Genomic DNA, 25,783 nt, shown 5'->3' on the forward strand with positions numbered 1-25,783 from the left:
CCGCAGATCATGTCATCCGCCTGGCGAAGATCACCGGCAGGTAAACGATGCGCTGACTCGTTGACAGCCACTGTAGCAGTCACTACCGTCATCTGAAACTTCGTAGCAAACACAACGAACCCTGGATTTCCCTCCGATTTCACTGGAGATTCCCGTGACCGAGCTCCTCAGCATCGACCTCACCGCGGCCGACCCGCGCGAGCGGGGCCGCCAGTACGGCGAGGCCGCGCGTGCGCCGATCGCCCGGTCAGTGGCCTTCTACGCCGAGTCGACGGCCCGGAAGACCGGCCTGTCCTGGCCGGAGATCCTCGACCGGGCCCCCGCCTGGGTGCCGGTGATCGAGGCCTACCTGCCGGACATCGTCGACGAGCTCCGCGGCATCGCGGAGGGTTCCGGCCACAGCTTCGAGACGATCCTCGCGCTGAACAGCCGCGGCGAGCTCACCAAGGGCAATCCGTTCACCGCTGACCGCCGGTCCGAGGACGAGGGCTGCACCTCGTTCGCGATCCTCCAGCAGGCCAACGCGCTCGGCCGGGTCTGGGCCGGCCAGAACTGGGACCTCTGGGACGCGATCGCCGACACCGTCGTCGTACTGCGCATCGCCCAGCCCGGCAAGCCCACCATCATCTGCCATGTCGAGGCCGGCCAGATCGGCCGGCACGGCGCCAACTCCGCCGGGATCGCGTTGAACGCCAACGGTCTCGGCGCCGGATTCGGTACCGGACTGGGGGTTCCCGGTACCTTCGTCCGCCGCAAGGTGCTCGAGAGCTGGGACATGCACGACGCGCTGGACGCGATCTTCGGCGTCCGGCAGAGCCTGTCCAGCAACCTGTTGCTCACCCATGCCGACGGTTTCGCCATCGATGTCGAGACCACTCCCGGCCGGCACGGCTGGATGTACCCGACCGAGGGGTTGCTGGTGCACGGCAACCACTTCCAGTCCTTCGTCCCGCCGCAGATAGAACAGTCCTACAAGCCCTTCTCGGTGGACTCGCTCTACCGGACACCGCGCGTCGAGGAGGGCCTGTCCCGGGTCCGCGTCGACGGCACCACCGAGGAAGCGGTCGAGACCATCGTGCAGACCACGATGAGCGACCACTTCGGCCACCCCAACGCCGTCTGCCAGCACGTCGATCCGCGCCGGCACGAGCTCGACCGCTATTCCACGATCGTGTCCAGCCTGGTCGATCTGACCACCGGCACATATCGGCTCACTCCCGGCCTCCCGTGTAGCAACAGCTACCAGCAGGCCCCCTGGAACCTGTACGACGGTCCTGGTTCCGAGGACCGTCCGCACGTCCCCGGCCCGGCGCACTCCCTCGCCGCCGCCAGGTGATCCCCACTACCCCTGCAAGGCATCTTCGACTCGAGGAGCGAATGCCATGTCTGTCTCCGCCACGAGAATCCGGCGCTCCGTCGCCGCTCTCGCCCTGACCCTCGCCGCGGTCGCCCTGGCCGGCTGCGGCTCGTCCGCCTCCCCGGCCACCGGTGCCGCCCCGAACGCCGACCGTGCCGCGGCCGCCCAGGGCGTCAGCTCGGACGTCAACCTCGATCAGTGCGGCAAGGCCACGCGCACGATCAAGCACGACCTCGGCACCACCACCATCACCGGCAACCCGACCCGGGTGGTCGCGCTGGAGTACTCCTTCGTCGACGCGCTCGTCTCGGTCGGGTTGTCCCCGGTCGGCGTCGCCGACGACGACAAGCCCGACCGGATCATTCCCGGCATCCGCAGCAAGATGGGTGAGTACAAGTCGGTCGGCCTGCGGGCCACGCCGAACATCCAGGTGATCACCGCACTGAAGCCGGACCTGATCCTGGCCGAGAGCGGCCGGCACAAGGCGATCTACGACCAGCTGTCCAAGATCGCCCCGACGGTCGCCTTTCCCAGCCTGAACGGCAACTACCAGCAGGTGGTCGACAGCGAGATGTCGACGGCGATCGCGCTGAACAAGTGCGACCAGATGAAGACCCGGCTGGCCGATCACGAGAAGGTGATGGCCGAGCTGAAGGCCAAGGTGCCGACCGACGACAAGCGCAAGGCGATGTTCGTGGTCACGTCGGACAAGGGCTTCACCGGCTTCCCGCCGAAGTCCTACACCGCCGGCGTGCTGAAGCTGCTCGGCATCGACTCGCCGCTGTCCGACGAGGGCGGTGACGCCTCGGTCTCGCTCACCCTGGAGACGCTGGTCGCCACCAAGCCCGACTCGATGTTCATCGCCGGCTGGACCGACAAGACGCTGGCCGAGACCTGGGCCAAGAGTCCGCTGTGGAAAGAGGTGCCCGCGGTGAAGAACAACGCGACGTACAAGGTCGACCAGAACATCTGGTCGAGGTCGCGCGGGCTGCTGGCCTCCGAGTTGATCGCCCAGCAGGCGATCGAGAACCTCTACGGGAAGTGACATGTCGCTCTCCACGGGCACCCTGCCCCCACCGGCTGACACCGCGGACGCCGCCCACCGGCGTCCGCGGGTCACCACCAACCGGCAGCGCGTCACCTGGGTGACGGCGGCGATGCTGGTGCTGCTCGCCGCCGGGACCGCCTGGAGTCTGTCGATCGGCAGTCAGCACATCGATGTGAGCAATCTGCCGGCGGCGATCTTCCACGCCCGGACCACCGACGAGTTGATCGTTCACTCGATCCGGCTGCCACGGGTGGTGCTGGCGCTCTGCGTCGGCGCCGCCTTGGCGGTGGCCGGTGCGCTGATGCAGGCGGTCGCGGCGAACCCGCTGGCCGCTCCCGAGATCATGGGCGTCAACGCGGGTGCGGTGCTGGTTGTCGTCCTGGCGGTCACCGTGGTTCCGTCGCTGTCCGGTGCGCCGACGATCCTGCTGGCCTTCGGCGGCGCGGCAGCCGCCGGCGTCTCGGTGATGTTGCTGGCCGGATCGGGGCGTGGCCGGGTCAGTCCGGTTCGCCTCGCCTTGGCCGGCGTCACGGCGAGCAGCCTGCTCATCTCGCTGACCCAGGTGCTGATCATCTTCGACGAGAACTCGACCGACAGTGTCCTGTTCTGGCTGGTAGGCGGCGTCAACTACGCCGGGTGGACCGACATCCGGAATCTGTTGCCGTGGCTGGTGATCGGCCTGGCCGGCGCGTTCGCGATGGCCAGGCCGCTGAACCTGCTCGCGCTCGGCGACGACATAGCTCGCGGACTGGGCCAGAACGTCGAACGCACCCGGCTGTTCGGGTCGGCTCTGGTGGTCGTGCTGTGCGGCGCCGCCGTGTCCGTGGCCGGTCCGGTCGCGTTCATCGGGCTGATCATCCCGCACATCGTCCGGCGGCTGGTGGGATCCAGCTACGTGGTGCTGCTCCCACTGTGTGCCCTGGGCGGCGGCGCCCTGGTGCTCTACGCGGACACCGTCTCCCGGTACGTCAAACCGCCGTTCGAGGTGCCGGCCGGAGTCGTCACGGCTCTGATCGGTGCGCCGATCTTCGTCTACCTCGCCCGCCGACAGAAGGTGACCTCATGACGAGTACGACGATTGTCGCGCAGCAGGTCGGGCGTACTTCGCTGGCCAAGAAGCATCCCGCGATCCTGATGGCGTCACTCGGAGCGCTTGCCGTACTGCTGAGCTTCTACGGTCTCAGCGTCGGCGCCACGGAGGTGTCCCTGGGCGACGTGTTGCGGGCGCTGGTCGGCGACACCTCGACGCAGGCGTCGCAGATCGTGGTCCAGTTCCAGTTGCCCCGAGTGCTGCTCTGCTGGCTGGTCGGCACCGCTCTCGCGGTGTCGGGCGGGGTCATGCAGGGCGTGATCCGGAACCCGCTGGCGGCGCCGGACATCATCGGTGTCACCAAAGGTGCGGGCTTCGCAGGAATGTTGATGCTGCTCGCGATCCCCGGTCTGCCCGTGGTGGCCGTCGTACCAGCCGCCTTCCTGGGCGGTCTGGCTGCGGCTGGGATCGTCTACCTGTTGGCTTACCGCCGCGGGGCCACACCGGTGCGCATCGCGCTGGTCGGCATCGCGGTCAGTGCGGCGTTCGAAGCGGGCATCCGGTTCCTGCTGGTGCGCAATCCGCTGGACGTCAGCGCCGCACTGATCTGGCTGACCGGTAGCCTCTTTGGTCGCTCGATGACCTCGGTGCTGGAGATCCTGCCCTGGGTCCTCGTCCTGGTCCCGTTGATCGTCGTGTGGAGCCGCAAGCTCGACGTCCTGGGTCTGGGCGATGACCTGGCCGCGGGGCTCGGCGAACCGGTCGAGAAGACCCGCAGACTGCTGTTGTTCTTCTCCGTCGCGCTGGCGGCCGCGGCGGTGGCCGTGGCCGGCACGATCGGCTTCGTCGGCCTGATCGCACCGCACATGGCACGCCGGGTGTTCGGCGGCAAGCACATGGCCTCGATCCCGGCCGCCGCCCTCTTCGGCGTCCTGCTGATGCTGGTCGCCGACATGATCGGACGCGGTCTCGCCCCGCCGCTCGAGATCCCCGCCGGCCTGGTGACAGCCGTCGTCGGGGGCCCGTACTTCCTGTACCTGCTCGTGAAGACCGGAAAGTAGGAGAGCCATGCGTCTGCAGGCAGAAGCTGTCGAACTGGCCTATGACCGCACCGTCATCGCCAGGGACCTGACGCTGACCATCCCGGACGGCAAGGTCAGCGTGCTGATCGGTCCGAACGGCTCGGGCAAGAGTACCGCGCTGCGGGCGCTCGCCCGGTTGCTGCCACCGGCCAAGGGCAGCGTGATCCTGGACGGGAAGTCGATCCAGGACACGCCCACCAAGGAGGTGGCCCGGCTGCTGGCGATCCTGCCGCAGGTCCTGGTCACGCCGGAGTCGATCTCGGTGGAGGATCTGGTCTGGTTCGGCCGGCATCCGCACCGGACGTCGCTGAAGACCCCGAGTGCGGCCGACAAGGAGGCCGTCGAGTGGGCGATGAAGGTCACCAGTACGGCGGAGTTGCGGCACCAGCACGTCGACCAGTTGTCCGGTGGCCAGCGTCAACGGGTATGGATCGCGCTCTGCCTGGCCCAGGGCACCGATCTGATCCTGCTCGACGAACCCACGACGTACCTGGACGTGGCCTACCAGCTCGAGGTGCTCGACCTGTTGCACCAGCTCAACCAGGAGCAGGGCAAGACGGTCGCGATGGTGCTGCACGACTTCAATATGGCGGCCGAGTACGCCGACCACGTGTTCGTGATGAAGTCCGGCAGCCTGGTCACCCAGGGCCCACCGGAGGACGTGTTCACCTGCGACATCATCCGGGACGTGTTCGGGGTGGAGTCGAAGGTCGTCCCGCACCCGGTCAGCGGCAAGCCGATGTGCATCCCGCTGCGAGCCGGCCTGCTGGACCGTGCCAACCTGGCGGTGGCCACCGGATGAACCCGACGAAGGGGCGCGCATGACACAGATCGAACAGATCACCCCGGCGGCGAGTGCCGTCCGCTCGGAGCAGGTCGCGCCACAGCTGCGCGAGCACCTCGTCCTCACCCCGTTGGTGACGTACGACGTGTTCAGTGAGGAGCTCGGCGCGGAGGTGCTGGTGAAGTCCGAGCACCTGCAGCGCACCGGCTCGTTCAAGGCGCGCGGCTCGATGGCGAAGATCCTGACGCTGACCGACGAGCAACGGGAGCGCGGCGTCGTGACCGCCTCGACCGGCAACCACGGTCTGGGTGTCGGCAACGCCCTGGCCACGCTGGGTGGTCACGGCATCGTCTACCTGCCGGAGAACGCGTCGCCGAGCAAGGTCGCGGCACTGCGCCGGCTCGGTCTCGAACTACGGGCCGAGGGCAACGATTCCGGCGTACTGGAGCCGAAGGCCCGGGCGTACGCCGCTGAGCACGACCTCACCTATGTGCCGCCGTACAACGACCCGGACATCATCGCCGGGCAGGGCACGGTCGGCGTGGAGATCCTCGAGCAGCTTGGCGGCCGGCCGCTCGATGCGGTGATCGTCGCGGTCGGTGGCGGTGGACTGATCAGCGGGGTCGCGTCGGTGCTCAAGCAGCACCTGCCGGGGATTCGTGTGTACGGCGCCTCACCGGTACGCGACGACGCGATGGCCGCGTCGGTGCGGGCCGGGGAGATCATCCAGATCGACGCGCAGGAGACCTTGTCCGACGGTACGGCGGGCAGCGTCGAACCGGGCAGCATCACCTTCGAGCTGTGCCGCGAGCTGGTCGACGACTGGGTCCTGGTCAGCGAGGACGCGATCAGCGCCGCGCTGCGGATGGTGATCGACACCGAGCACCAGCTGATCGAAGGGTCCGCCGCGATGGCGTTCGCGGCCGCGCGGGCCCGGCGGACCGAGCTGGAAGGACAACGCGTCGTGGTCGTGTCGTGTGGCGGCAACATCTCGTCGAGCACGCTGGCGGCCGCGCTGGCCTGACCCCTCCCCGGCCGTGGCACCCGAGGCGACTCCCTGATCGTCTCGGGTGCCTCGGCATGCCCGCATCCGGCCGTCTCATCGGTTGTGCGCCCGACGTTGACACCCGGAGATCTGTGTAACTATCGTTTCGTGCAGCATATGTTTCATCTAGCGTGAGGGAAGTGAGAGATGGACGCGGCAACGTGGGGCCTCATCATCGCGACGTTCGTCGCGTGTTTCGTGGAGATGGTGGAAGCCACCACGATCGTGATGGCGATGGGCTACACCCGGAGTTGGCGATCGGCGCTGGTCGGCACCTTCGCGGCGCTCGGTGCGCTCGCGGTGGTCACCCTGGCGGCCGGCTACGCACTGGCGAACTGGCTGCCGGAGTCGGCGCTGCAGCTCGCGATCGGCGGTCTCCTGCTGATCTTCGGTCTGCAGTGGTTGCGCAAGGCGATCCTGAGATCGTCGGGACGCAAGGCGGTGCACGACGAGGACGCGATCTACCGCGAGGAGGTCGAGGCGGCCAAGGCGGCCGGTGAGACCAAGCAGGGCCTGGACATGTTCGCCTTCATGGTCTCCTTCAAGGGCGTCTTCCTGGAAGGTATGGAGGTCGTCTTCATCGTGCTGACCTTCGGCCTGAACGCGAACAACATCCCGGCCGCCAGCCTCGGCGCGATCGCCGCCGTGGTGATCGTGCTCGGTATCGCGATCGCGCTGCGCCGGCCGCTGTCGATGATCAACGAGAACCTGCTCAAGTACGGCGTCGGCCTGCTGCTGGCGTCCTTCGGAACGTACTGGGCGGTCGAGGGTATCGGCATCTTCCGCGACGGCCGGGAGAGCCTGAACTGGCCCGGTCACGACCTGATGATTCTGGTCCTGCTGGCAGCCTGGTTGCTGCTCAGCCGGATCTTCATCGCCGTGCTGCGCAAGCCGGTCGCCGCGGCGCCGGCCGCCGCCGGCGTTCCTGTGGAGGTGAAGAAGTGAAGTTCCTCAAGGCCTTCGGGCAGTTCTGGTACGACTTCATCATCGGCGACGACTGGAAGATCGCCGTCGCGGTCGTCCTCGCGCTGCTGGTGCTGTTCGCCGCGATGACGGTCGGGCTGTTCGGGGACACCGGACTGACCCTGCTCGGCGGCGCGCTGGTCGTGATCGCGTTCAGCATCAGCCTCGCGATCGACGTCCGTCCGAAGCGGCGGTGACGCCCGGATTCCCCTGTCCTGCTTGACGGAACGGCCCCGCACAGCTGTGCGGGGCCGTTCTCTTTTTCCTCGCTCTGTAGTGAATACCACGTCTTCTCAGAATCTCGTAGTATCTGCTACAGTGCTGGACGAAGCACCTTTCACCCCCACGAAATCGGAGGATCCAGATGCGAGATACCGCCGAAACCGTGCTCGCGCTCCTGCCGTCCGACGTTCAGTACGGCGATATCCGCGTGGTCCGCCGGACCCACGAGCAGGTCCTGGTCGAGCTCGACGGCCCGGGGGAGGTGAACTACGACGACTCCCTGGGACTCGGACTGCGGGTCGTCATCGGTGGCCACTGGGGTTTCGCGGCCACCCACCGGCTGGACCCGGACGGCATCGACGCGGTCATCGCCCAGGCGGTCGGTCAGGCCCGCGCCGCGGGCGGCGGCGGTCACGTCGCGCTCGGGCAGCCGGTGACGACGCGCGACAACTGGTCGTCGCCGATGGAGGTGGACCCGTTCACCGTCCCGCTGTCCACCAAGCTGGACCTGCTGTCGGCCACCGTGAAGGAGGCGACGACCGCGGGACCGCTGGTCCAGCAGATCGAAGCGTCCGTTGACTTCTACCGCGACGAGAAGGTGTTCGCGAACACCGAGGGCGCGCTGATCGAGCAGACGCTGACCGAGAGCGGCGGTGGCCTGATGGTCAACGCCGGCGACGGGAACGACGTCCAGCGCCGGTCCTTCCCGCAGGGTGTGCCGCGGCAGATCCGTGGCCAGCGCGGCGACTTCGCCACGGCCGGCTTCGAGCACGTGCTGTCGCTCGGCCTGCCGGAGAACGCGGCCCGGGTCGCGTCGGAGGCGGTCGCGTTGCTGACCGCGCCGCAGTGTCCCGACGAGATCACCACTCTTGTTGCTGGTAGCAACCAACTGGCGATGGTCCTGCACGAGTGCGCGGGCCACCCGATGGAGGCCGACCGCGCGCTCGGCACCGAGGCCAGCCTGGCCGGTGGCACCTACGCCACCCCGGAGCGGCGCGGCAACTTCCGCTGGGGTACGCCGATCGTCTCGGCCTACGCGGATGCGACCATCCCCGGCGGGCTCGGCTCCTTCGCGTACGACGACGAAGGCGTGCCGGCGCAGCGCACCCAGCTGGTGAAGGACGGCATCTTCCTCGGCTACATGTCCGGACGCGAGTCCGCGGCCGCCCTCGGTGACGAGCCGAGCGGCGCCTCCCGGGCGGACGGCTGGCAGCGGCTGCCGCTGGTCCGGATGACCAACATCTGCCTCGAGCCGGGCGAGTCGTCGCTGGCCGAGATGATCGCCGGCACCAAGCGCGGCATCCTGGTGGACACCAACCGCGGCTTCTCGATCGACGACCAGCGGATGAACTTCCGCTTCCAGACCGAGATCGGCTGGGAGATTCGCGACGGCAAGGTCGGCCGGATGCTGAAGAACTGCACCTACCAGAGCGACACCCCGACCTTCTGGGGCAGCCTCGACGCCCTCGGCGGACCGGACGAGTGGAGGCTGCACGGCGTCCCGTCCTGCAACAAGGGCGAGCCCCTGCAGGTGGCCCACGTCGGCCACGGCACCGTGCCCGGACGTTTCCAGAATGTGCAGGTGGGACGATGAGCATCGATCAGGCAGAGGTCCAGCAGGCGCTGGAGATCCTCGGCGACGGCACCCGGCTCGACATCCTCGGCGAGAACGCCGACCTGTTGCGGTACGCCGAGTCCGAGATCACCGCGCAGCACAGTGAGCGCCGGATGCGGGTGCGGGTCCGGATCAACCGCGACGGCCGTGCGGTCGCCGGTTCGCTGGAGACCCTCGACCCCGAGGCGGTTCGCGTCCTCGCCGACCGGCTGAGCGCGGCCCTCGCCGAGCTGCCCGCCGGCCCGGTAGGCAGCTCCGTCCCGACCGCTGACAACTCCGCCGAGACGCCCGTGATCACCGCGTCCGGCTCGGTGCTCGAGTCCGACCCCGCGGTCCGCCACCGCTGGTTCACCACCGTCCGCGACGGCCTCGACCCGGACATGAAACTCGGCGGCGCGATCCGGTACGACGTGCTGGACCGGGTGGTCGCGGACTCCACCGGGCTGTTCCGGTCCGAGACGTTGACCAAGGCATCGATCCAGGCGATCGCGAAGCAGGACGGCCGGTCCGCCAGTGTCAGGTTCATGCACCGCGACGCCGACCAGATCCCGATCGAGGAGATCCCGGGCCGGCTCCGCGAGGCGCTGACGCCGCTGCCGATGGGCGAGGCGCACCACGGCACCTGCCGGGTGCTGCTGAAGCCGCAGGCGGCCAACGCCCTGATCGCCACCTACGGCTACGCGGTCCTCGGCGCGAACGCCTACGCGACCGGGCGGTCCGCCGTGGCCGGCCGGCTCGGCGAGAAGGTCGCGAGCGAGCTGATCACGCTGGTCGACGACGGCTGCGACGCGGACGGGCTGCCCAGCGGATTCGATGCTGAGGGCAACGTTCGGCGGCGGACCAGGTTGATCGACCACGGTGTGCTTACCGGCGTCGTCTCCGACCAGCGCCGGGCCGGCGTCACGGGCGGGGTGCCGACCGGTCACGCCGTACCAGATGGTTGGCGGTTCGGTGGCGATCCGGTTCCGTCGCATCTGTTGCTGGAGGCCGGTGAGTCCACCGAGGACGAGTTGCTGGCCGAGTGCGGGAGCGGTCTGGTGGTGAATCGGCTCGACTACCTGCGGGTGCTGCATCCGAAGGAGACGCTCGTCACCGGGACCACCCGCGACGCGACGTACTGGGCCGAGGACGGCAAGCTCGTCGCCTGGCATCCGCAACTGCGGTTCACGTTCCGGATGGACGAGGTGATGAACGCGATTCTGGGCGTCGGCTCCGTACGGGAGCGGTGTGACCAGACCTTCATGGAGAGCGTCGTCGTACCGTCACTGCTGATCGACGCCGGCCCGCTCGTCCTCCCCTGAAACCAGCAGCGCCCCGTGCATCGCGTGCTCATCACCGCCGCGGGGCGCTGCTGCTCCACCCCAGCGAGGCAGATCATGGCCAAACCCTCGGTGCACACGCTGCTCAACGGCTACCTGATGCCGACCGACCAGGGCAACCCCGCCTTCTGTGCCGTCTACCTGATCGAGAGCGACGACGGCCGGATCGTGTTCGACTGCGGCCACGTCGGTCGCCGCAAGGCGTTGCTGGCCGCACTGTGCGAGCGCGGCCTGAGCCCGGGCGACATCGCCACCGTCGTGGTGTCGCACGGACACTGGGACCACCTGCAGAACGTCGACCTGTTCCAGCGCGCGCGAGTGATCCTGCACCCGCACGAACTGCGCTACCTCAAAGCACCGTCGCGCCGCGACCTGGGTACGCCGCCCTGGACCCGGGCGGTCCTCGACGGACTCGACGTCCGGGAAGCGAGCGAGGGTGAGCACCTCGCGTCCGGGGTGCGTGTGGTCGAGCTGCCGGGGCACACACCGGGGTCGATCGGCCTTGCGGTCGATACCGATGTGGGGACCGCTGTGCTGACCGGGGACGCTGTTCCCGCTGCAGGGGTGCTGCTCGCCCGTGAACCGCTCGGCCGGGCGTTCGACTCGGCGAGCGCGCGGGCTTCGATCGAGCGGGTCGCCGAGCTGGCCGATGTCGTTCACCCTGGTCATGACAAGTCGTTCCGGGTCACCCGTGCGGAGAGGTCGCGATGAACCTGATCACCGGACAGACGGCCAGCCTGGTCGAGGAGCCACCGGCGGTTGACCTGGCCGAGGCCAGGGACTTCCTGCGCACCCGCTACGGGATCGCCGCCGAACTCGAGTCCTTGCGCAGCGAGCGCGATCTGAACTTCCTGGCGACCGCCGACGATCGCCAGTTCGTCGTCAAGGTGTCGAACTCCGGTGACGATCCGGCGCAGATCGAGATGGAGAGCGCGGCGATGCGGCATGTCGCCGAGGTCGACCCGGACCTGCCGATTCCGCGCATCGTCGACGCGGTTGACGGCGCGCGGACGGTGACCCTGCGGGCGGTGGACGGCCGGGCGCACCAGGTGCGGGTGATGACCGTGATGCCCGGCGCGGTCGGTGATCTCACGGCGCTGCCCGACGACTTCGCGGCCGACTTCGGTGCGGTGTGCGCGCGACTGACGCGGGCGATGCAAGGGTTCATCCACCCGGCGGCTGATCGCCGGCTGGACTGGGATCCACGGCTCGTCACCGGGTTGCGGCCGTACGCGCAGCAGTTGCCCGACCCGTCCCGCCGGGAGCCGATGGAGAAGTTGCTCGATCGCTTCGAGGGGTTGGCGGCGGCGACCCGCCGGCTGCCCGCGTTCGTGGCGCATGGTGACCTGACCTTGAGCAACGTCCTGATCGAGGCCGGGCGCATCTCTGGGGTGATCGACTTCGGCGACATGCACCACACCGCCCGGGTGTGCGACCTCGCGATCAGCTTGACCTCGTTGCTGCGAGAGTCCGCCGACCCGTGGCCCGCGGCCGGCGCGTTCCTGGACGCGTACCAGCGAGTGCTGCCGTTGGAGCCCGACGAGGTCGGGCTGATCGGTGAGCTTGTGCTCGCCCGGCTCGCCGCGAGTGTGCTCATGTCGGCCTGGCGGGCGCCGCTGTATCCGGACAACGAGGAGTACCTCACCAGTCTGGTGGCGGGCAGCTGGCACGGGCTCGACCTGCTGGCCGGTCTCGACCCGGCCGAGCTGGCGGCTCGCTTCCACCGGCTGTGCGGGACGTCGCGGGTCGCGTCGTCCCAGCTCCCGGATCCGACCATCGGCGATCGGCGATCGGCCGCGATGGGTGGCCAACTCTCGCCCTTGTTCTACCGCGAGCCGTTGCAGGTCGTGCGGGCTGCCGGGGCCTGGGTCCACACCGCCGACGGCGGTCGCTATCTCGATGCCTACAACAACGTTCCCGTTGTCGGGCACGCGCATCCCGCGGTGGTCCAGGCGATCTCGCGACAGGCCGCGACGCTCAACATCAACTCGCGATATCTGCATCCGCATGCGGTCGAACTGGCCGAGAGGCTCACGGCCACCATGCCCGCAGGGCTGGACACCTGCGTGTTCGTCAACTCCGGCAGCGAGGCCAACGACCTGGCCTGGCGGATGGCGCGAGTCGTCACGGGCCGCTCCGGTGTCGTCGTCGCGGATCTCGCGTACCACGGTGTCAGCGAGGCAACCGCCGCCTGGTCGACCAACACCTACCCACCCGAGCAGCGTCCCACCCACGTCGCGACCTTCGAGGCCCCTCGGCTGGATGCGGACGGTCAGCAGCCAAGCGGAGTGGAGGCGAGCCGGCGGGTCCGGCTCGCGTACGACGACCTGCGCCGAGCCGGCCACGATCTGACGCTGCTCGCGGTCGACTCCGTGTTCAGCAGTGCCGGCATCCTCACGCCCACCGGACAGTTCATGCGCGGACTGCAGGACGAGACCCACGCGCTCGGCGGTCTCTTCCTTGCGGACGAAGTACAGGCCGGCTTCGGACGCGGCGGCCGCAATCTGTGGCGGTTCAGCGATTTCGGGCTGACGCCGGACTTCGTCACGCTGGGCAAGCCGATGGGCAACGGTCATCCGATCGCCGCGCTGATCACTCGCCGCGAGATCGCCGAGCAGTTCGCCGCGGTCGACGAGTTCTTCAGTACGTTCGCGGGCAACCCGGTGTCGTGCGTCGCCGCGCTGACCGTGCTCGACGTGATCGAGCAGACCGGCCTGGTCGAGCGATCCGGCCGGATCGGCAGTGAGCTCGCGGTCGGGCTGGCGCCGCTCGCGGCGAAGCTGCACCCAGCCGCGCGGGTCCGCGGCCAGGGGCTGATGACGGGCGTCGCGGTTCCTGCCGGCGCGCCGCTGACGGCGGCGGAGCTCGCAGAGCGACTGCGCGACCAAGGCGTCCTGGTCGGGACGACGGGTCCCGGCGGCAGCGTGCTCAAGATCCGCCCGCCGCTGATCTGGGAGCGCGAGCACGTGGAGCGGTTCCTGGCAGCGTTCGCTGCCGCGCTGCCCTGAGGTATCTGCGTATCATCCGTTACATGGCTGGACATCGCGTTACACCCGCAGGCCACGACACCGCCGCAGATTCCTCCGCCGAGGTGATCAGCGAACTGCGCAGACGCATCCGGGAGCATTGGGAGGGCTTCTCCCCGGCCGCCCGGTCGGTCTGCCGGGCGTTGTCGGAGCGGTCGGCCGAGCAGCTGGTCTTCGTCTCGGCCGCCGAGCTGGGTGCGGAGACGAAGACCAGCAACGCGACGGTCGTCCGCACGGTGCAGGCGCTCGGCTATTCGGGCCTCGCGGAGCTCAAGGCGAAACTGGCCGCGCCGATCGCCGGCAACAGCCGGCTGGAGCAGCGGACCCGCCGGCGGGTCGAGTCGACCGGAGGTGACCTCGAGGAGGTCTGGGGCACTGTACTGGCGGAGTCGGAGGAGCGATTCGATCACCTGCGGCGGACGTTCGCACCGGAGCGCTACGAGCACGCCGTACGGCTCCTCCTCGAGGCGGATCGCACGGTGACGTACGGATTCGGCGCTCTCACCATGGCGGCCGAGCACCTGTGCCAGAAGCTGGCGCGGATGGGGGTGCGCTCGCGGTACATCCGGTCGGGTGGGTTCGGGCTGGCCGACGATCTGCTCGGGATCGAGTCCGGCGACGTGGTCGTGGCGTTCGCGCCCAGCCGCCTGACCACCGACGTCGAGGTGCTGCTGGACCGGACCCGCGCCGTCGGCGTTCCGAGCATCCTGCTGACGGAGGACGTCGGGAGCCAGGTGGCCGAGGAGGCCACGGTGGCGCTGCACGCGCCGACCACGCCCACCGGACTGACCAGTGAGCCGCTGATCGGCATGGTCATCGCGGACGTGCTGGCGCAGTGCGTCGCGGTCGCGGACGTCGAGCGGACGGTCGGGTCCTCGCACCGGCTGACGACCCTGCGGGAACAGCTCGGCTACGCCTGACGGCGATTGCCGCCGGATGGTCATCGTGCTAGATTGGTGACCAATCTTGGAAGGTGGCCGCGAATGCTCGACCTGCACGGCAGAGCGGCGGCGGTGACCGGGGTCGGGGGACCGCGCGGGATCGGCTTCGCGGTGGCCGGGCTGCTGAGCGCGATGGGTGCCGCCCTGGTGGTCTCGGGTGGCAGTGAGCGAGTGCACGAACGGGCCGCCGAGCTTCCTGCAGGCACTGCCGCGGTGGCGGGTGACCTGACGGACGAGGCCACCTCGCGCCGGATCGCCGACGAGGCGATCATGCGTTTCGGCCGGCTGGACATCGCGGTGCACTGCGCGGGAATGACCTCGGTGGCGCAGCCAGAGCCCGAGGCGGGCCGGATCACGGACATGTCGTTGCGGACGTGGCGGGCAAGCCTGTCCCGCAACCTCGACGCTGCGTTCCTCTTCGCCAAGGCAGTACTGCCTGCTCTGGAGTCGTCCGGAGCCGGACGGCTGGTGATGGTGGCGAGCCTGACCGGCCCGCTGATGGCCATGAACGGCGAGATCGCGTACGGCGCGGCGAAGGCCGGCGTGGTCGGACTGGTTCGCGGACTCGCAGTGGATTCGGCTCGGGCTGGTGTCACGGTCAACGCGGTGGCCCCCGGATGGATCGCCACCGACTCACAGACGCCGTACGAACATGAGCAAGGACTCCGGACGCCGGTGGGCCGGAGCGGGACCGCAGCGGAAGTGGCCGGCCTCATCGGCTATCTCAGCACGCCGTCCGCGGCCTATCTGACCGGCCAGTGCCTCGTCGTCGACGGAGGCAACTCGATCGCTGAGGAGCGCGCATGACCGTGTTGAATGCCACGCCTCCGGAGGCGGCTCCATGACCCAGGCCTTCGACTTCTTCACGCAGGCTGCTCTGCCGAGCCCCGACATCTCCGCCGCGCAGGCCGGGCGGTTCGTCCAGGAGCGCTACGGCATCGAGGGTGCCGTCACCGAGCTCGGCAGCCAGCAGGACGCCAACTTCCTGATCGAGGCATCCGCCGGGAAGTACGTACTGAAGGTGTCCAATCCGGCCTTCACGGTTGAGGATCTCGCCGCGCAGTACGCCGCGGCTGCGCATGTGGCCCACTGCGAACCCGGGATTCACGTACCAGTCGGACTGGCCGGGCGCGACGGGTTGCCGATCCAGCAGCTGACGCTGGGGAGTGAGACGACCGCGGCGCGGCTGGTGACATTTGTCGAGGGCAACATTCTCAGCGCTCATCGCTACCTGGCGCCGTCGGTGGTCGGCTCGCTCGGCGAGTTGGCCGGGCGCACGACACGGGCGTTGGCGTCGTTCGACGGCGTCGTACCCGCGCGGGCGCTGCAATGGGATCTGCGTCATGCGCCTGAGGTCGTGGCTCGGTTGGCGGACTTCGTCGCCGTACCAGGAGGTGCCGAGGCGGCCCGGTCTGCGGCCGCTGCGGCGAGCCAGGCGTTGGCGTCAGTTCGCGACAGCCTTCCCACGCAGGTCATCCACGGCGATCTGACCGACGACAATGTCGTTGCCGTGCTCGGCGTCGACGGGCGTCCGCGTCCGATCGGTGTCATCGACTTCGGGGATCTGATGGAGAGCTGGGCGATCGCCGAGCTGGCCGTGACCTGCTCCTCGCTCCTGCAGTACGGCGATCTGACCACGATCCTCCCCGCGATCCGGGCCTTCGACCGGGTCCGGGCGATCTCCGACGACGAACTGGTCGCGCTGTGGCCGCTCGTCGTACTGCGGGCTGCCGCGCTGATGGTGAGCGGGCAGCAGCAGGCGCACATCGATCCGGACAACGAGTACGCGGTCAAGAATCTCGACCGCGAGTGGCGCATCTTCGAGCAAGCGACCTCGGTACCACTGGACGTGATGACGGCGCTCGTCCGCTCTTCCGTGCGATCTCGCACCGAACGGCCGGTCGTAGCGGGATATCCGTTGCTGCACAGCGATTCCCAGCCGGTGCGACTCGACTTGTCGACAACCAGCGCGGAGCTGCACGGCGGTGCGTTCCTGGACGAGCGAGCGGAGTCCCTGGTCGCCGCGAAGATCCTCGCCGGTGACCAAGCGACCGTCGCCTACGTGCCGTTCCTGCAGCCCCGGCTGACGCGCACCCGGCTGAACTCGTTCGATTCGCCCGCCACGGTCGGGCTCGGCGTCGAGCTGTTCAGCACGGAGCCGCTCGAGCTCCGGGCGCCGTGGGACGCCGTCATCGAGCGGCACAGCGATGCGGTCGGCTTCCACGCGGCTGATGGCCTGACGTTGTGGCTGAGCGGACCCGACCTCGAGATCGTGCCGGGTGTCGCGGTCCAAGCCGGCGCACCGATCGGCCGCCTGAGCGCCGGCGGCACGCGGGTGCAGGTGGGCCGCGACCAGACCCGGCCGCCGTTCTTCGTGCCCGCATCGCTGGCGGATGCGTGGGCCCAGGTGTGTCCCGATCCGACGTCGCTCGTGGATCCGGCGTACGCCGGCCAACCGGAGGACTCGGCCGGGGAACTGCTGACCCGGCGGGACTCGTCGTTCGCGCCGGTCCAGGAGCACTACTTCCGCGAGCCGCCCCGGATCGAGCGCGGCTGGCGGCATCACCTGTACGACGTCGACGGCCGATCCTACCTCGACATGGTCAACAACGTGTCGATCCTGGGTCACGGACATCCGCGGTTATCCGGTGCGATCGAGCAGCAGTGGCGGTTGCTCAACACGAACTCGCGCTTCCACTACCGCGCTGTCGTGGAGTTCTCCGAGCGGCTCGCGGCGCTGCTTCCGGATCCGCTCGACACCGTGTTCCTGGTCAACAGCGGCACCGAGGCGGTCGACCTCGCGCTGCGGCTGGCGTGGGCGAACACCGGCCGGCGCGACACCGTCGTACTGCGGGAGGCGTACCACGGCTGGTCCGACGCGACCGATGCCGTCTCGACCTCGGTGGCCGACAACCCGAACGCCCTCGAGAGCAGGCCGTCCTGGGTCCACCCGGTCGCGGCTCCGAACGCGTACCGCGGTCAGTATCGGGGCGCGCAGGCCCACCGCTACGCCGAGGACGCCGTCACCGCGATCGCTGCCTTGGCCCGGCCGCCGGCCGCATTCCTGGCCGAGCCGTACTACGGAAACGCGGGTGGAATGGCTCTCCCGGATGGCTACCTGGCGCGGGTCTACGAAGCCGTACGGCGGGCCGGCGGCCTGTGCATCGCCGACGAGGTCCAGGTCGGCTACGGCCGGCTCGGCGAGCACTTCTGGGGCTTCGAGCAACAAAGTGTGGTGCCCGACATCGTCACGGTCGCGAAGGCGATGGGCAACGGTCACCCGCTCGGCGCGGTCATCACCACCAAGGCGATCGCCGACGGCTACCGGAGCCAGGGGTACTTCTTCTCGTCGGCCGGCGGCAGCCCGGTCAGCTGTGTGGCCGGGCTGACGGTTCTCGACGTACTGCGTGACGAGCGGCTGCAACAGAATGCTCGCGACGTCGGGGCGCACCTGCGGCGTAGGCTGCTCGAGCTCGCAGATCGCCACGCCATCATCGGCGCGGTCCACGGAATGGGCCTCTACCTCGGTGTCGAGTTGGTGCGGGACCGCGACACCCTGGAGCCGGCTCCGGAGGAGACGGCGGCGATCTGTGAGCGGATGCGGGAGCTCGGCGTCATCATGCAGCCGACCTCCGATCGGCTGTGCGTGCTGAAGATCAAGCCACCGCTGGGGATCGGCGTCGCCGATGCCGACTTCTTCGCCGACACGCTCGACCGGGTGCTGACCGAGGGCTGGTAGCCCCCGGTCACCAGTCGCGGCTGAGGATCTCGTCGAGGACCGAGGCGAAGAGGTCCGCGTCGTCGGCGGTGAACGTCATCGGTGGCTTGATCTTCAGGACATTGCCGTCGGCACCGGTCGGGTAGACGATCACGCCTTCGTCCTTCATCAGCTCGCTGATCAGCGAAGCCTCGTCGGCGGCAGGCAGTTTGGTCTCCCGGTCACGGACCAGTTCGATACCGAGATACAGGCCGTGCCCCCGGACATCGCCGATCAGTTCGTGCTTGGCGGCAAGGTCCGTGAGGACGTCGACGAAGTGCCGCCCGGTGTCAGCAGCCCCTTCCTGCAGGCCCTGCGCGGCGATCTCGTCCAGTACGGCGGTTCCGATCGCGCACGACACCGGGTTGCCGCCGAAGGTGTTGAAGTACTTCATGCCGGTGTCGAAGGCGTCGGCGATCTCCCGGGTCGTCGCCACCGCGGCCATCGGATGGCCGTTGCCGATCGGCTTGCCCATGGTCACGATGTCGGGAACCACGCACTGGCTCTGGAATCCCCAGAACACGTCGCCGAAGCGGCCGAACCCGACCTGCACCTCGTCCGCGATACACAGGCCGCCGGCGGTCCGCACGGCCGCGAACGCCCGCTCGAGGTAGCCGTCGGGGTAGAAGATGCTCCCGGCCGTTCCCATCGCCGACTCCGCGATCAAGGCCGCCGGTGGACGGTCGTCGGCCACCAGCCGATCCACCCGCCGCTTGACGTCGGCGGCGTACTTGGGGCCGGCGGCGGCATCGCCGTACGTGAACTGGCCGCGGTACAGGTTGGGCTGCTCGACCTCGTGGGTGGTCGGATCCGGGCCGGTGCCGCCTGGTCCCTTGTAGCGGTTGGGGCTCAGGCCGGTGAGGACGGAGGTGTTCCCGTGGTACGCGCCGTCGACCACCAAGACGTCCGTCCGGCCGGTGACGTGCCGGGCCATCCTGATAGCGAGGTCGTTGGCCTCACTGCCGCTGCACACCAAGAAGACGACCTCGAGCGGATCGGGCAGGAGTGCTGCGAGGCGCTCGGCGTACTGCGCAATTCCTGGGTACACGAATCTGCTGTTGGTGTTGAGCCGGTGCAGTTGCGAAGTGGCGGCCGCCACCACGCGAGGGTTGCCGTGGCCGACGTGACTTACGTTGTTGATGGTGTCGAGGTAGCTCCGGCCGAACTCGTCGAACAGCCAGGCGCCGCGGCCGCCGACCAGAGTCATCGGGTGGTCGTAGTACGAGCGCTGCGAGCGGGCGAAGTGGGTCTCGCGAGTGGCCAGCAACCGTTCTGTGCTGCCTTCGGTGTCGGCGTCGGATCGCCAATCGTCGCCAAGACCGAGGAATTCCCACGGATCGGGTGACACGCGAGCCCAGGCGGCGGCCTCCGACGGCGGAACCAGGACCCGCTCGGCGATCAGGGCCGTCTCGAGCGAGCGGAAGATCGCCACGTGCAGAGCGGCCGGCGCCCAGTCCGAGCGCCCGGTGGCGGTATCCCCGATCAGCTCGCCGGGGCGGACCGAGGCGCCCTGTCTGAGCGACGAGCTGAGACCGGTCCACCGCGACCAGATCGTCTCCGCGCCGTCGCGCTCGTGGCGGAGAACGAGGAACGGTCCGTACGCGAGCCCGTCGACCGCCGTACCGCGGCCGCGTCGTTCGACGATCGCGGCCAGCGGGGTGAGGACCCGGAAGGATTCGGCCGATTTGATCTCCACGCCGAGCCGGAGCGTCGCCGCCTCGCCGCCCTCGGTCGACCGCCGGGCGGAGGTGCCGGCGTCGGCCTGCAGATGCCGGCCGACGCGCGCCGAGCCCGGCAGGATGCCGGTGATGATCTCGTGGGCCGGGTCGAACGGCAGGAGGTCGAGGTGCGGCAGCGCACGGCGCGCCTCGGGGACTTGGAGCGGTGCGGGCGGATCGACCGGCGCGCCCGCCGCTTCCCGGAAGACGATCTCGGCCAATTCCGGCGGAGTTGCCGCTAGCAACGAGATGGCGGGCCAGGTGTGCCGCATCCGATCGTGCCCGTACGCATGGCCGGACTGCGCGCACCGCTTGGTCCAGGTCACCGCGTTCACGCACAGCCTGGCCGCGGCCAGCGGATAGAGCACCGAGAGTTCGGCATCGGTGAGGTCGAGCTCGGCGGCGTACCCACGGATGACGGCCGCGGCCGCACTCAGTGGATTCGGCTTGCGCAGCATTGAGTAGGCGACGGCGATCGCGAGCTCGCTGATCCGCGCGGTGTGGAGGGCGTCGGCGAAGTCCAGTACGGCGTGCACGTGGTGCCGGCCGTCCGGAGCACGCCGGGCCAGGAGGTTGAAGTCGTTGAGGTCGTGGTGGACCACTGACGTCGGCAGCGATTCCTGGTGGTCGTCCAGTGCTCGGGTGAACCAGGAGAGGATCCTGCGCACCTCGGCGATCCGGTTCCGGTCCTCGACCGAGTCGATGCCTTGGGCAATGGCTTCCGGCGCGCGCAGGAGGTCCCAGTGGTGGCGTGTTTCGCCCGGCCGGTCCGGTGCCTCGGTGAGGGCGCTCACCATTCGCGCGGCGGTAGAGCCGAGTTCGGTCAGGAGGCCCGTCGAGTGGGTGCCGAGCTTCGACAGGGTCGTGCCGGGCATCCACGTCTGCACGGTCACCAAGCGGTGTGAGCCGTCGCGGTCGACGGCGACGACGGTGTCGCCGTTGCGGGCCGCGAGCATCGTCGGCACTTTCACCGGCCCGAGTACGTCGTCCCGTCCGGCCAGGCGGAGAAGCTCGTGTTGCCAACGGATCAGCTCCGGATCGGCACGCGAGACCTTGACCACGACTTGGGAGCCGTCCCGCAGTTCCACGGCCGAGTTCTGGTCGATCTCCCCGCCCAGCGCAGACACCGTCACTACCTGCAGCCCGAACTGCTCGCCGAGAACCTCGGCGATCGCGGCTGAACTCCACTCGGCGGCCGACGTCACGATCGCTCACACACCTTCGCTATATTGGTGACCAATTTGGAGGCAAGGGAGGAAGCCGTCATGCCGGTGACCGGACGCACCCCGGCCCTGAGTCGCGGGACGACGGCCGAAGAGGTCGCGTCGGTGCTGCGGGAGCTGATCATGGACGGCTCCCTGACGCCGGGGGAGCAGTTGCGCGAAGAGGCGCTCTCCGAGCAGTTCGACGTCTCCCGGCGGACCGTCCGGGACGCGCTGGGTGTGCTGGCCCGGGAGCGGATCGTCCGGCACTACCGGCACAAGGGTTCCCGGGTCGTGCTGTTCTCCGAGGACGACATCCGGGATCTGTACCGCGTGCGCCGGACGCTCGAAGGATCGGCCGCACGACGGGCGAAGAGGCTCACCGACCAGCAGTTGCAGGAGCTCCGGGACGCGTTCGGCGACCTCGAGGCCGCGACCCGCTCGGGCAGCGCCGACGACGTCGTACGGCGTGATCTCGCCTTCCACCAGGCCGTGGTCGGGTTGAACGGCAGCGCCCGCGTGGACGAGTTCTTCGCCGGCATCGCGGTCGAGATGCGCTATGCCCTCTCGATCCTCGAGTCCACCTACCGGGAGTCGGACCGTCGCCCCGAGGAGGCCCTCGACGAGCACCGGGAGATCCTGACCGCGTTCCTCGAGCGGAACGCGACCAAGGCCGGTCGTCTGGTCGAGGAGCACGCGCTCGCCAACGAGGAGTTGCTGGTCGGCGCGGTCGACAGCCTGGACGTGACCGGGCTCAGTGCGCAGTGAGACGGTCATTGGTAGAGGTTGAACGGGATCAGCTCGTACGGGCTCTCGCACGGTGATCCGGGAGCGACGAAGTACTCGCCGGTGGTGAGGTCGACGCAGCTGGACAGCGTCGTCGACCATTGCTCGACGGCCGGCATGCGCTCGTCCGGATGAGCGCACAGGGAGTCGGGATGCCCGAGGTGATCCGACATCGCTGCGTGGATCGCCGTACGAACGTCCGCTGACTTCTCGCAGAGGGCGGCCTTCGCCAGGCCCTTGCGTGCTTGGGGAACGCGGATGAGTGAGTCGGGCGACACCAGGCGGTGGTGGTCGCTGAGGACTTGGTAGTGGTTGCCGTGCACAAGGAGGCCGTTCACGGCGTACTCCCAGCCATGTCCGCCGGGCGTGGTCTCGATGTCGATAGCGAACCCGTCGCGATGCGTCACCAGCGCGTTGCTCGGGATGTGCGCCTTGGTCCAGGTCAGGATCTTGAGAGCGTCGGCGAGGTTGGGCGCGTCCAGGACCGCGCGCCGGATGATCGTCTGCGGCATGCCGACCGCGTCGTCGAACCGCCCGCCGAGTCCGTTCGCGTTGAGGGCGAGACCAGTCGAGTTCGCGCCGTGGCGGCCGATCTGGCCGGCCTCGACCTGCATGATCAGCGTGGGCTTGGGCGGTTGCACGACCCGCAGTACGACGACGGTGTCGCGGATTGCGTGGCGCCAGTCCCAGTTCTGGCCGGCGTAGACGTGGCCGTCTCCCGCGGCGTCGTCGGTGAGTGCGAACGACGTACAACCGTCGGTCGCTTCGTGGAACCAGTTGTCGTAGATGATCTCGCCCCGGCAGTTGAGGGCCAGGATGTCCGCGAGCCGCACGCCGGCTCCCGCCGCGACGCCGACCATCTCCTCCAGGATCTCCGGGAAGTCCCGCTCGATGAGCAGCTGCCAGGGCTGGATGTGATCGAGGACCTGATCCCACCCGAGGCCGGCCTGATGGGCGAAGCCCGCGCGGTAGTAGTCGATCGCCCGGGCGATCAGGTCGGCCGCAGCACTCCCGTACTGGACGCCGCGCTCGTGCGCTGACGGGCTCGACACCTCGATGACTCGCGGACTCTGCACCTGAACTCCTCGGGGACCGTCTTCGGCAACCATTGACTCAATAATGTAACGCGCATTACCGTCGTGTCCAGATCGTATCGCCGGAACCTTCCGATCCGCCCGAGGAGCCACCGCCTGATGACCACCTCCGCCGTCGACCCTGCCGACCTGATCCTGTACGGCGGGACCGTGTGGACCGCCGATCCGGCGCAACCGCTCGCGACTGCCGTGGCGATCGTGGGGGACCGCATCGCGAAGGTGGGTGACGACACCGAGATCCGGGCGCTGGCCGGCCCGGCGACGCGGCTCGTCGACCTGGCCGGGCGGATGGTGTGCCCCGGCTTCAACGACGCCCATACGCACTTCGAGAACGCGGTCGACTGGTACTTCCAGGTCCCGCTCACCGACGTGAACGACCAGGCCGTGTTCGCCGAACGCGTGGCGGCGACGGTCGAACGGCTCCCGGCCGGGATCTGGATCACCGGCGGAGATCTCGGTGACTTCGCCTCGACGCAGGCCTCGCCGCCGCCATTGCTCGAGCCGGTGCTGGCCGAGATCGACGCGCTGACACCGGACAATCCCTTGCTGATCCGGCGTGCGGATCATCAGTACTTCGCGAACTCGAAGGCCTTCGAGGTGGCTCGGATCGATCGCCGTACGCCGGATCCGCGCGGCGGCCGGTTCGGCCGGGACGCGTCCGGTGAGCTGACCGGAATGGTGTACGGGCAGGCCGGCGAGTTCCTGCAGCGGTTGGTCAGTCCGATCTCATTGGAACAGAAGCTGGTCGGCGCCAAGGGCGTGATGGCACAGCTCAACGCGGTCGGCATCACGTCGATCCACGACATCGCCCGGCTCCCGGCGGTGACCGAGGAGACGATCCCGCCGGTCTTCCTGGAGCGCAGTTTCTCGAACGCCCAGATTTTCCAGAGTCTTGCGGATCGCGGTGAGCTCTCGGTGCGGGTGTACGCGTTCTTGCCGTTGGACACCTTCGAGGCGCTCGCGGACCACGGGATCACGCCGAAGACCGGCGACGACTGGCTGCGGTTCGGTGCGCTGAAGATCTTCATCGACAGCGGTGCGATGCTTCCGCCGTTCGATCCGGCCGGCGCCGCGGGGACTGGGCTGACCGACGGCTGGTCGTACCGGTTCGTCGGCGAGGAGCGGTTCGCGCGACTCGTGGAGGCCGGGGATGCGGCCGGGTTCGACATCGGGGTCCACGTGCAGGGAGATCGAGGTGCCCGGATCGCGATCGACGCGTTCGAACGGGCGGCCCAGGTCAACGGCTCGCGGGAGCGGCGGCATCGGCTGATCCACGCCTGGCATGTCGCCGCGGACGACTTCGCACGGGCTGGTGAGCTCGGCCTGGTCGCCGACGTGACGTCCGACCACCTGGCGCTCTACTCCAGGAATCTCGACGAGGCACTCGGACTCGATCGCTCGGCGAACGCCTTCGCGTGGCGCCGGTTCATCGACAGTGGCGTCGTACTGAATGTCGTCTCGGACTTCCCGGGGGCGTTCAACAAGTCCCATGTCGCGGAGATCGATCCGCTGCGGAACATGTACGTCGCCGTGACCCGCGCGACCAGGGACGGGCACTTCCACCCCGCGCAGGCGATCACCATCGACGAGGCGCTGCGCGCGTACACCGCCAACCCCGCGTTCTCCTCGCACGAGGAGGACGTCAAGGGCACCATCACGCCCGGGAAGCTCGCCGATCTGGTGGTCCTCAGTGAGGACATCCGGGGTGACGATCCGTCGGTGCTGCTGCGCGCCAGGGTCGAGCAGACGTATCTCGGTGGGCGGCTTGTGCACTCTCGACTAGCCTGAGGTTCGTGCGTGAACTCGTTGTACTGGGCACCGGTAGTCAGGTGCCGTCTCGGGAACGCACGCAGAACGGGTACTTCCTGCGGTGGGACACCGAGGGCTTCCTGTTCGATCCGGGTGAGGGCACGCAACGGCAGATGCTGTACGCCGGGGTCGCGGCCGGGGCGATCACCCGGCTGTGCGTGACGCACTTCCACGGCGACCACTGCCTCGGAGTACCGGGGATCGTGCAGCGCCTGTCGCTGGACGACGTACCGCATCCCATCCGGGCGCACTATCCGGCGTCGGGTCAGAAATACTTCACCCGGCTGCGGTACGCCGCGTCGTTCTTCGAGCGCGCCGACCTGGTCGAGGAGCCGGTCGAGGAGGACGGTCTGCTCTCCGTCGGCCCCTTCGGTCAGTTGTGGGCACGTCGGTTGGAGCACCCGATCGAGTCCTTCGGCTACCAGGTGATCGAGCCCGACGGTCGCCGGATGCTGCCGGACAAACTCGCTGCCCTCGGCATCGTTGGTCCGGCCATCGGTCGTCTCCAGCAGGCCGGCTCGCTCGATGTCGGCGGCCGGACGGTGCGGATCGAGGACGTCAGCGAACCCCGTCCAGGTCAGCGGTTCGCCTTCATCATGGATACCCGGCTGTGTGAGAACGTGCTCCGCCTGGCAGCCGGCGCCGACCTGCTCGTCATCGAGTCCACGTACCTGTCGGCGGAGTCCGAGTTGGCCCGTCGCTTCGGCCACCTCACCGCCCGGCAGGCGGCTCGCGTCGCCCAGGAATGCGGCGTCCGCAAACTCGTCCTCACCCACTTCTCCCAGCGGTACCTCGAACCCGAACGCTTCCACGAAGAGGCCGCCGCCGAGTTCTCCGGCGAGATCGTCGTAGCCGCCGACCTGACCCGCACCCCGGTCCCGTCCCGCCGCTAAGGCGAACAGTGCGTGACGAGTGGGCCAACAGTGCCCGAGTTCCGTCACAGCCCAATTAACATCACCCACGAATATAAATTGCCGACCATCAG

General features: G+C 68.8%; 20 protein-coding genes. 18 read left to right on the forward strand and 2 right to left on the reverse strand.

Annotated features, from left to right (window positions below; genetic code table 11):
• Positions 1-154 precede the first annotated feature (154 nt).
• The 15 genes from OG876_RS20235 (at position 155) to OG876_RS20305 (ending at position 18,171) form a co-directional block, all read left to right on the forward strand.
• On the forward strand, positions 155-1,336 hold the full coding sequence (locus OG876_RS20235; RefSeq protein WP_328526444.1) for a C45 family peptidase: 1,182 nt from the start codon (positions 155-157) through the stop codon (positions 1,334-1,336).
• 46 nt (positions 1,337-1,382) lie between these two features.
• Positions 1,383-2,402, forward strand: a complete 1,020-nt coding sequence (locus tag OG876_RS20240; protein ID WP_328526445.1) for an ABC transporter substrate-binding protein — start codon at positions 1,383-1,385, stop codon at positions 2,400-2,402.
• 1 nt (position 2,403) lies between these two features.
• Entirely contained in the window at positions 2,404-3,471 is a 1,068-nt protein-coding gene (locus OG876_RS20245; protein WP_328526446.1) for a FecCD family ABC transporter permease, read from the forward strand.
• Complete coding sequence (locus OG876_RS20250; protein ID WP_328526447.1) at positions 3,468-4,496, forward strand: FecCD family ABC transporter permease; 1,029 nt, start codon at positions 3,468-3,470, stop codon at positions 4,494-4,496. The genes OG876_RS20245 and OG876_RS20250 overlap by 4 nt, the downstream gene beginning before the upstream one ends.
• 7 nt (positions 4,497-4,503) lie before the next feature.
• The gene (locus OG876_RS20255; RefSeq protein ID WP_328526448.1) at positions 4,504-5,319 is read left to right on the forward strand and encodes an ABC transporter ATP-binding protein; all 816 of its coding nucleotides are present in this window, start codon (positions 4,504-4,506) and stop codon (positions 5,317-5,319) included.
• A gap of 19 nt (positions 5,320-5,338) precedes the next feature.
• The gene (locus OG876_RS20260) at positions 5,339-6,325 is read left to right on the forward strand and encodes a threonine/serine dehydratase (protein ID WP_328526449.1); all 987 of its coding nucleotides are present in this window, start codon (positions 5,339-5,341) and stop codon (positions 6,323-6,325) included.
• A gap of 168 nt (positions 6,326-6,493) precedes the next feature.
• Positions 6,494-7,291, forward strand: coding sequence for a COG4280 domain-containing protein (locus OG876_RS20265; RefSeq protein WP_328526450.1), 798 nt, complete (start codon positions 6,494-6,496; stop codon positions 7,289-7,291).
• Positions 7,288-7,506, forward strand: coding sequence for a hypothetical protein (locus OG876_RS20270; protein ID WP_328526451.1), 219 nt, complete (start codon positions 7,288-7,290; stop codon positions 7,504-7,506). The genes OG876_RS20265 and OG876_RS20270 overlap by 4 nt, the downstream gene beginning before the upstream one ends.
• Before the next feature lie 167 nt (positions 7,507-7,673).
• Positions 7,674-9,125 carry a TldD/PmbA family protein gene (locus OG876_RS20275; protein ID WP_328526452.1) on the forward strand — a complete coding sequence of 484 codons (1,452 nt, stop codon included), beginning with the start codon at positions 7,674-7,676 and terminating at the stop codon, positions 9,123-9,125.
• Positions 9,122-10,447 carry a metallopeptidase TldD-related protein gene (locus tag OG876_RS20280; RefSeq protein WP_328526453.1) on the forward strand — a complete coding sequence of 442 codons (1,326 nt, stop codon included), beginning with the start codon at positions 9,122-9,124 and terminating at the stop codon, positions 10,445-10,447. The genes OG876_RS20275 and OG876_RS20280 overlap by 4 nt, the downstream gene beginning before the upstream one ends.
• Positions 10,448-10,522: 75 nt before the next feature.
• On the forward strand, positions 10,523-11,176 hold the full coding sequence (locus OG876_RS20285) for an MBL fold metallo-hydrolase (RefSeq protein ID WP_328526454.1): 654 nt from the start codon (positions 10,523-10,525) through the stop codon (positions 11,174-11,176).
• Complete coding sequence (locus tag OG876_RS20290) at positions 11,173-13,473, forward strand: aminotransferase class III-fold pyridoxal phosphate-dependent enzyme (RefSeq protein ID WP_328526455.1); 2,301 nt, start codon at positions 11,173-11,175, stop codon at positions 13,471-13,473. The genes OG876_RS20285 and OG876_RS20290 overlap by 4 nt, the downstream gene beginning before the upstream one ends.
• 23 nt (positions 13,474-13,496) lie before the next feature.
• Positions 13,497-14,411: a MurR/RpiR family transcriptional regulator gene (locus tag OG876_RS20295; protein WP_328526456.1), complete on the forward strand. Its 915-nt coding sequence runs from the start codon at positions 13,497-13,499 to the stop codon at positions 14,409-14,411.
• 63 nt (positions 14,412-14,474) lie between these two features.
• On the forward strand, positions 14,475-15,239 hold the full coding sequence (locus OG876_RS20300) for an SDR family NAD(P)-dependent oxidoreductase (RefSeq protein WP_328526457.1): 765 nt from the start codon (positions 14,475-14,477) through the stop codon (positions 15,237-15,239).
• A 34-nt stretch (positions 15,240-15,273) separates the two neighbouring features.
• Positions 15,274-18,171 (forward strand): aminotransferase, encoded by a 2,898-nt coding sequence (locus OG876_RS20305; protein ID WP_328526458.1) that lies wholly within the window; start codon positions 15,274-15,276, stop codon positions 18,169-18,171.
• A gap of 7 nt (positions 18,172-18,178) precedes the next feature.
• Here OG876_RS20305 and OG876_RS20310 read toward each other — a convergent pair whose 3' ends face one another.
• The gene (locus tag OG876_RS20310; protein ID WP_328526459.1) at positions 18,179-21,112 is read right to left on the reverse strand and encodes an aminotransferase class III-fold pyridoxal phosphate-dependent enzyme; all 2,934 of its coding nucleotides are present in this window, start codon (positions 21,110-21,112) and stop codon (positions 18,179-18,181) included.
• 60 nt (positions 21,113-21,172) lie between these two features.
• On the opposite strand from OG876_RS20310, the gene OG876_RS20315 reads away from it, so the two are divergent.
• Positions 21,173-21,877: a GntR family transcriptional regulator gene (locus tag OG876_RS20315; RefSeq protein WP_328526460.1), complete on the forward strand. Its 705-nt coding sequence runs from the start codon at positions 21,173-21,175 to the stop codon at positions 21,875-21,877.
• Positions 21,878-21,882: 5 nt separating this feature from the next.
• Here OG876_RS20315 and OG876_RS20320 read toward each other — a convergent pair whose 3' ends face one another.
• Entirely contained in the window at positions 21,883-22,971 is a 1,089-nt protein-coding gene (locus OG876_RS20320) for a C45 family peptidase (protein WP_328526461.1), read from the reverse strand.
• A gap of 117 nt (positions 22,972-23,088) precedes the next feature.
• Between OG876_RS20320 and OG876_RS20325 the strand changes: the two genes are divergently transcribed.
• Both OG876_RS20325 and OG876_RS20330 read left to right on the forward strand, forming a co-directional pair.
• Positions 23,089-24,777: an amidohydrolase gene (locus OG876_RS20325; protein ID WP_328526462.1), complete on the forward strand. Its 1,689-nt coding sequence runs from the start codon at positions 23,089-23,091 to the stop codon at positions 24,775-24,777.
• Between the two features lie 5 nt (positions 24,778-24,782).
• Positions 24,783-25,691 carry a ribonuclease Z gene (locus OG876_RS20330; RefSeq protein WP_328526463.1) on the forward strand — a complete coding sequence of 303 codons (909 nt, stop codon included), beginning with the start codon at positions 24,783-24,785 and terminating at the stop codon, positions 25,689-25,691.
• The last annotated feature ends 92 nt before the right edge of the window (positions 25,692-25,783 follow it).

This window comes from Kribbella sp. NBC_00359 (assembly GCF_036097425.1).
Taxonomy (GTDB): domain Bacteria; phylum Actinomycetota; class Actinomycetes; order Propionibacteriales; family Kribbellaceae; genus Kribbella.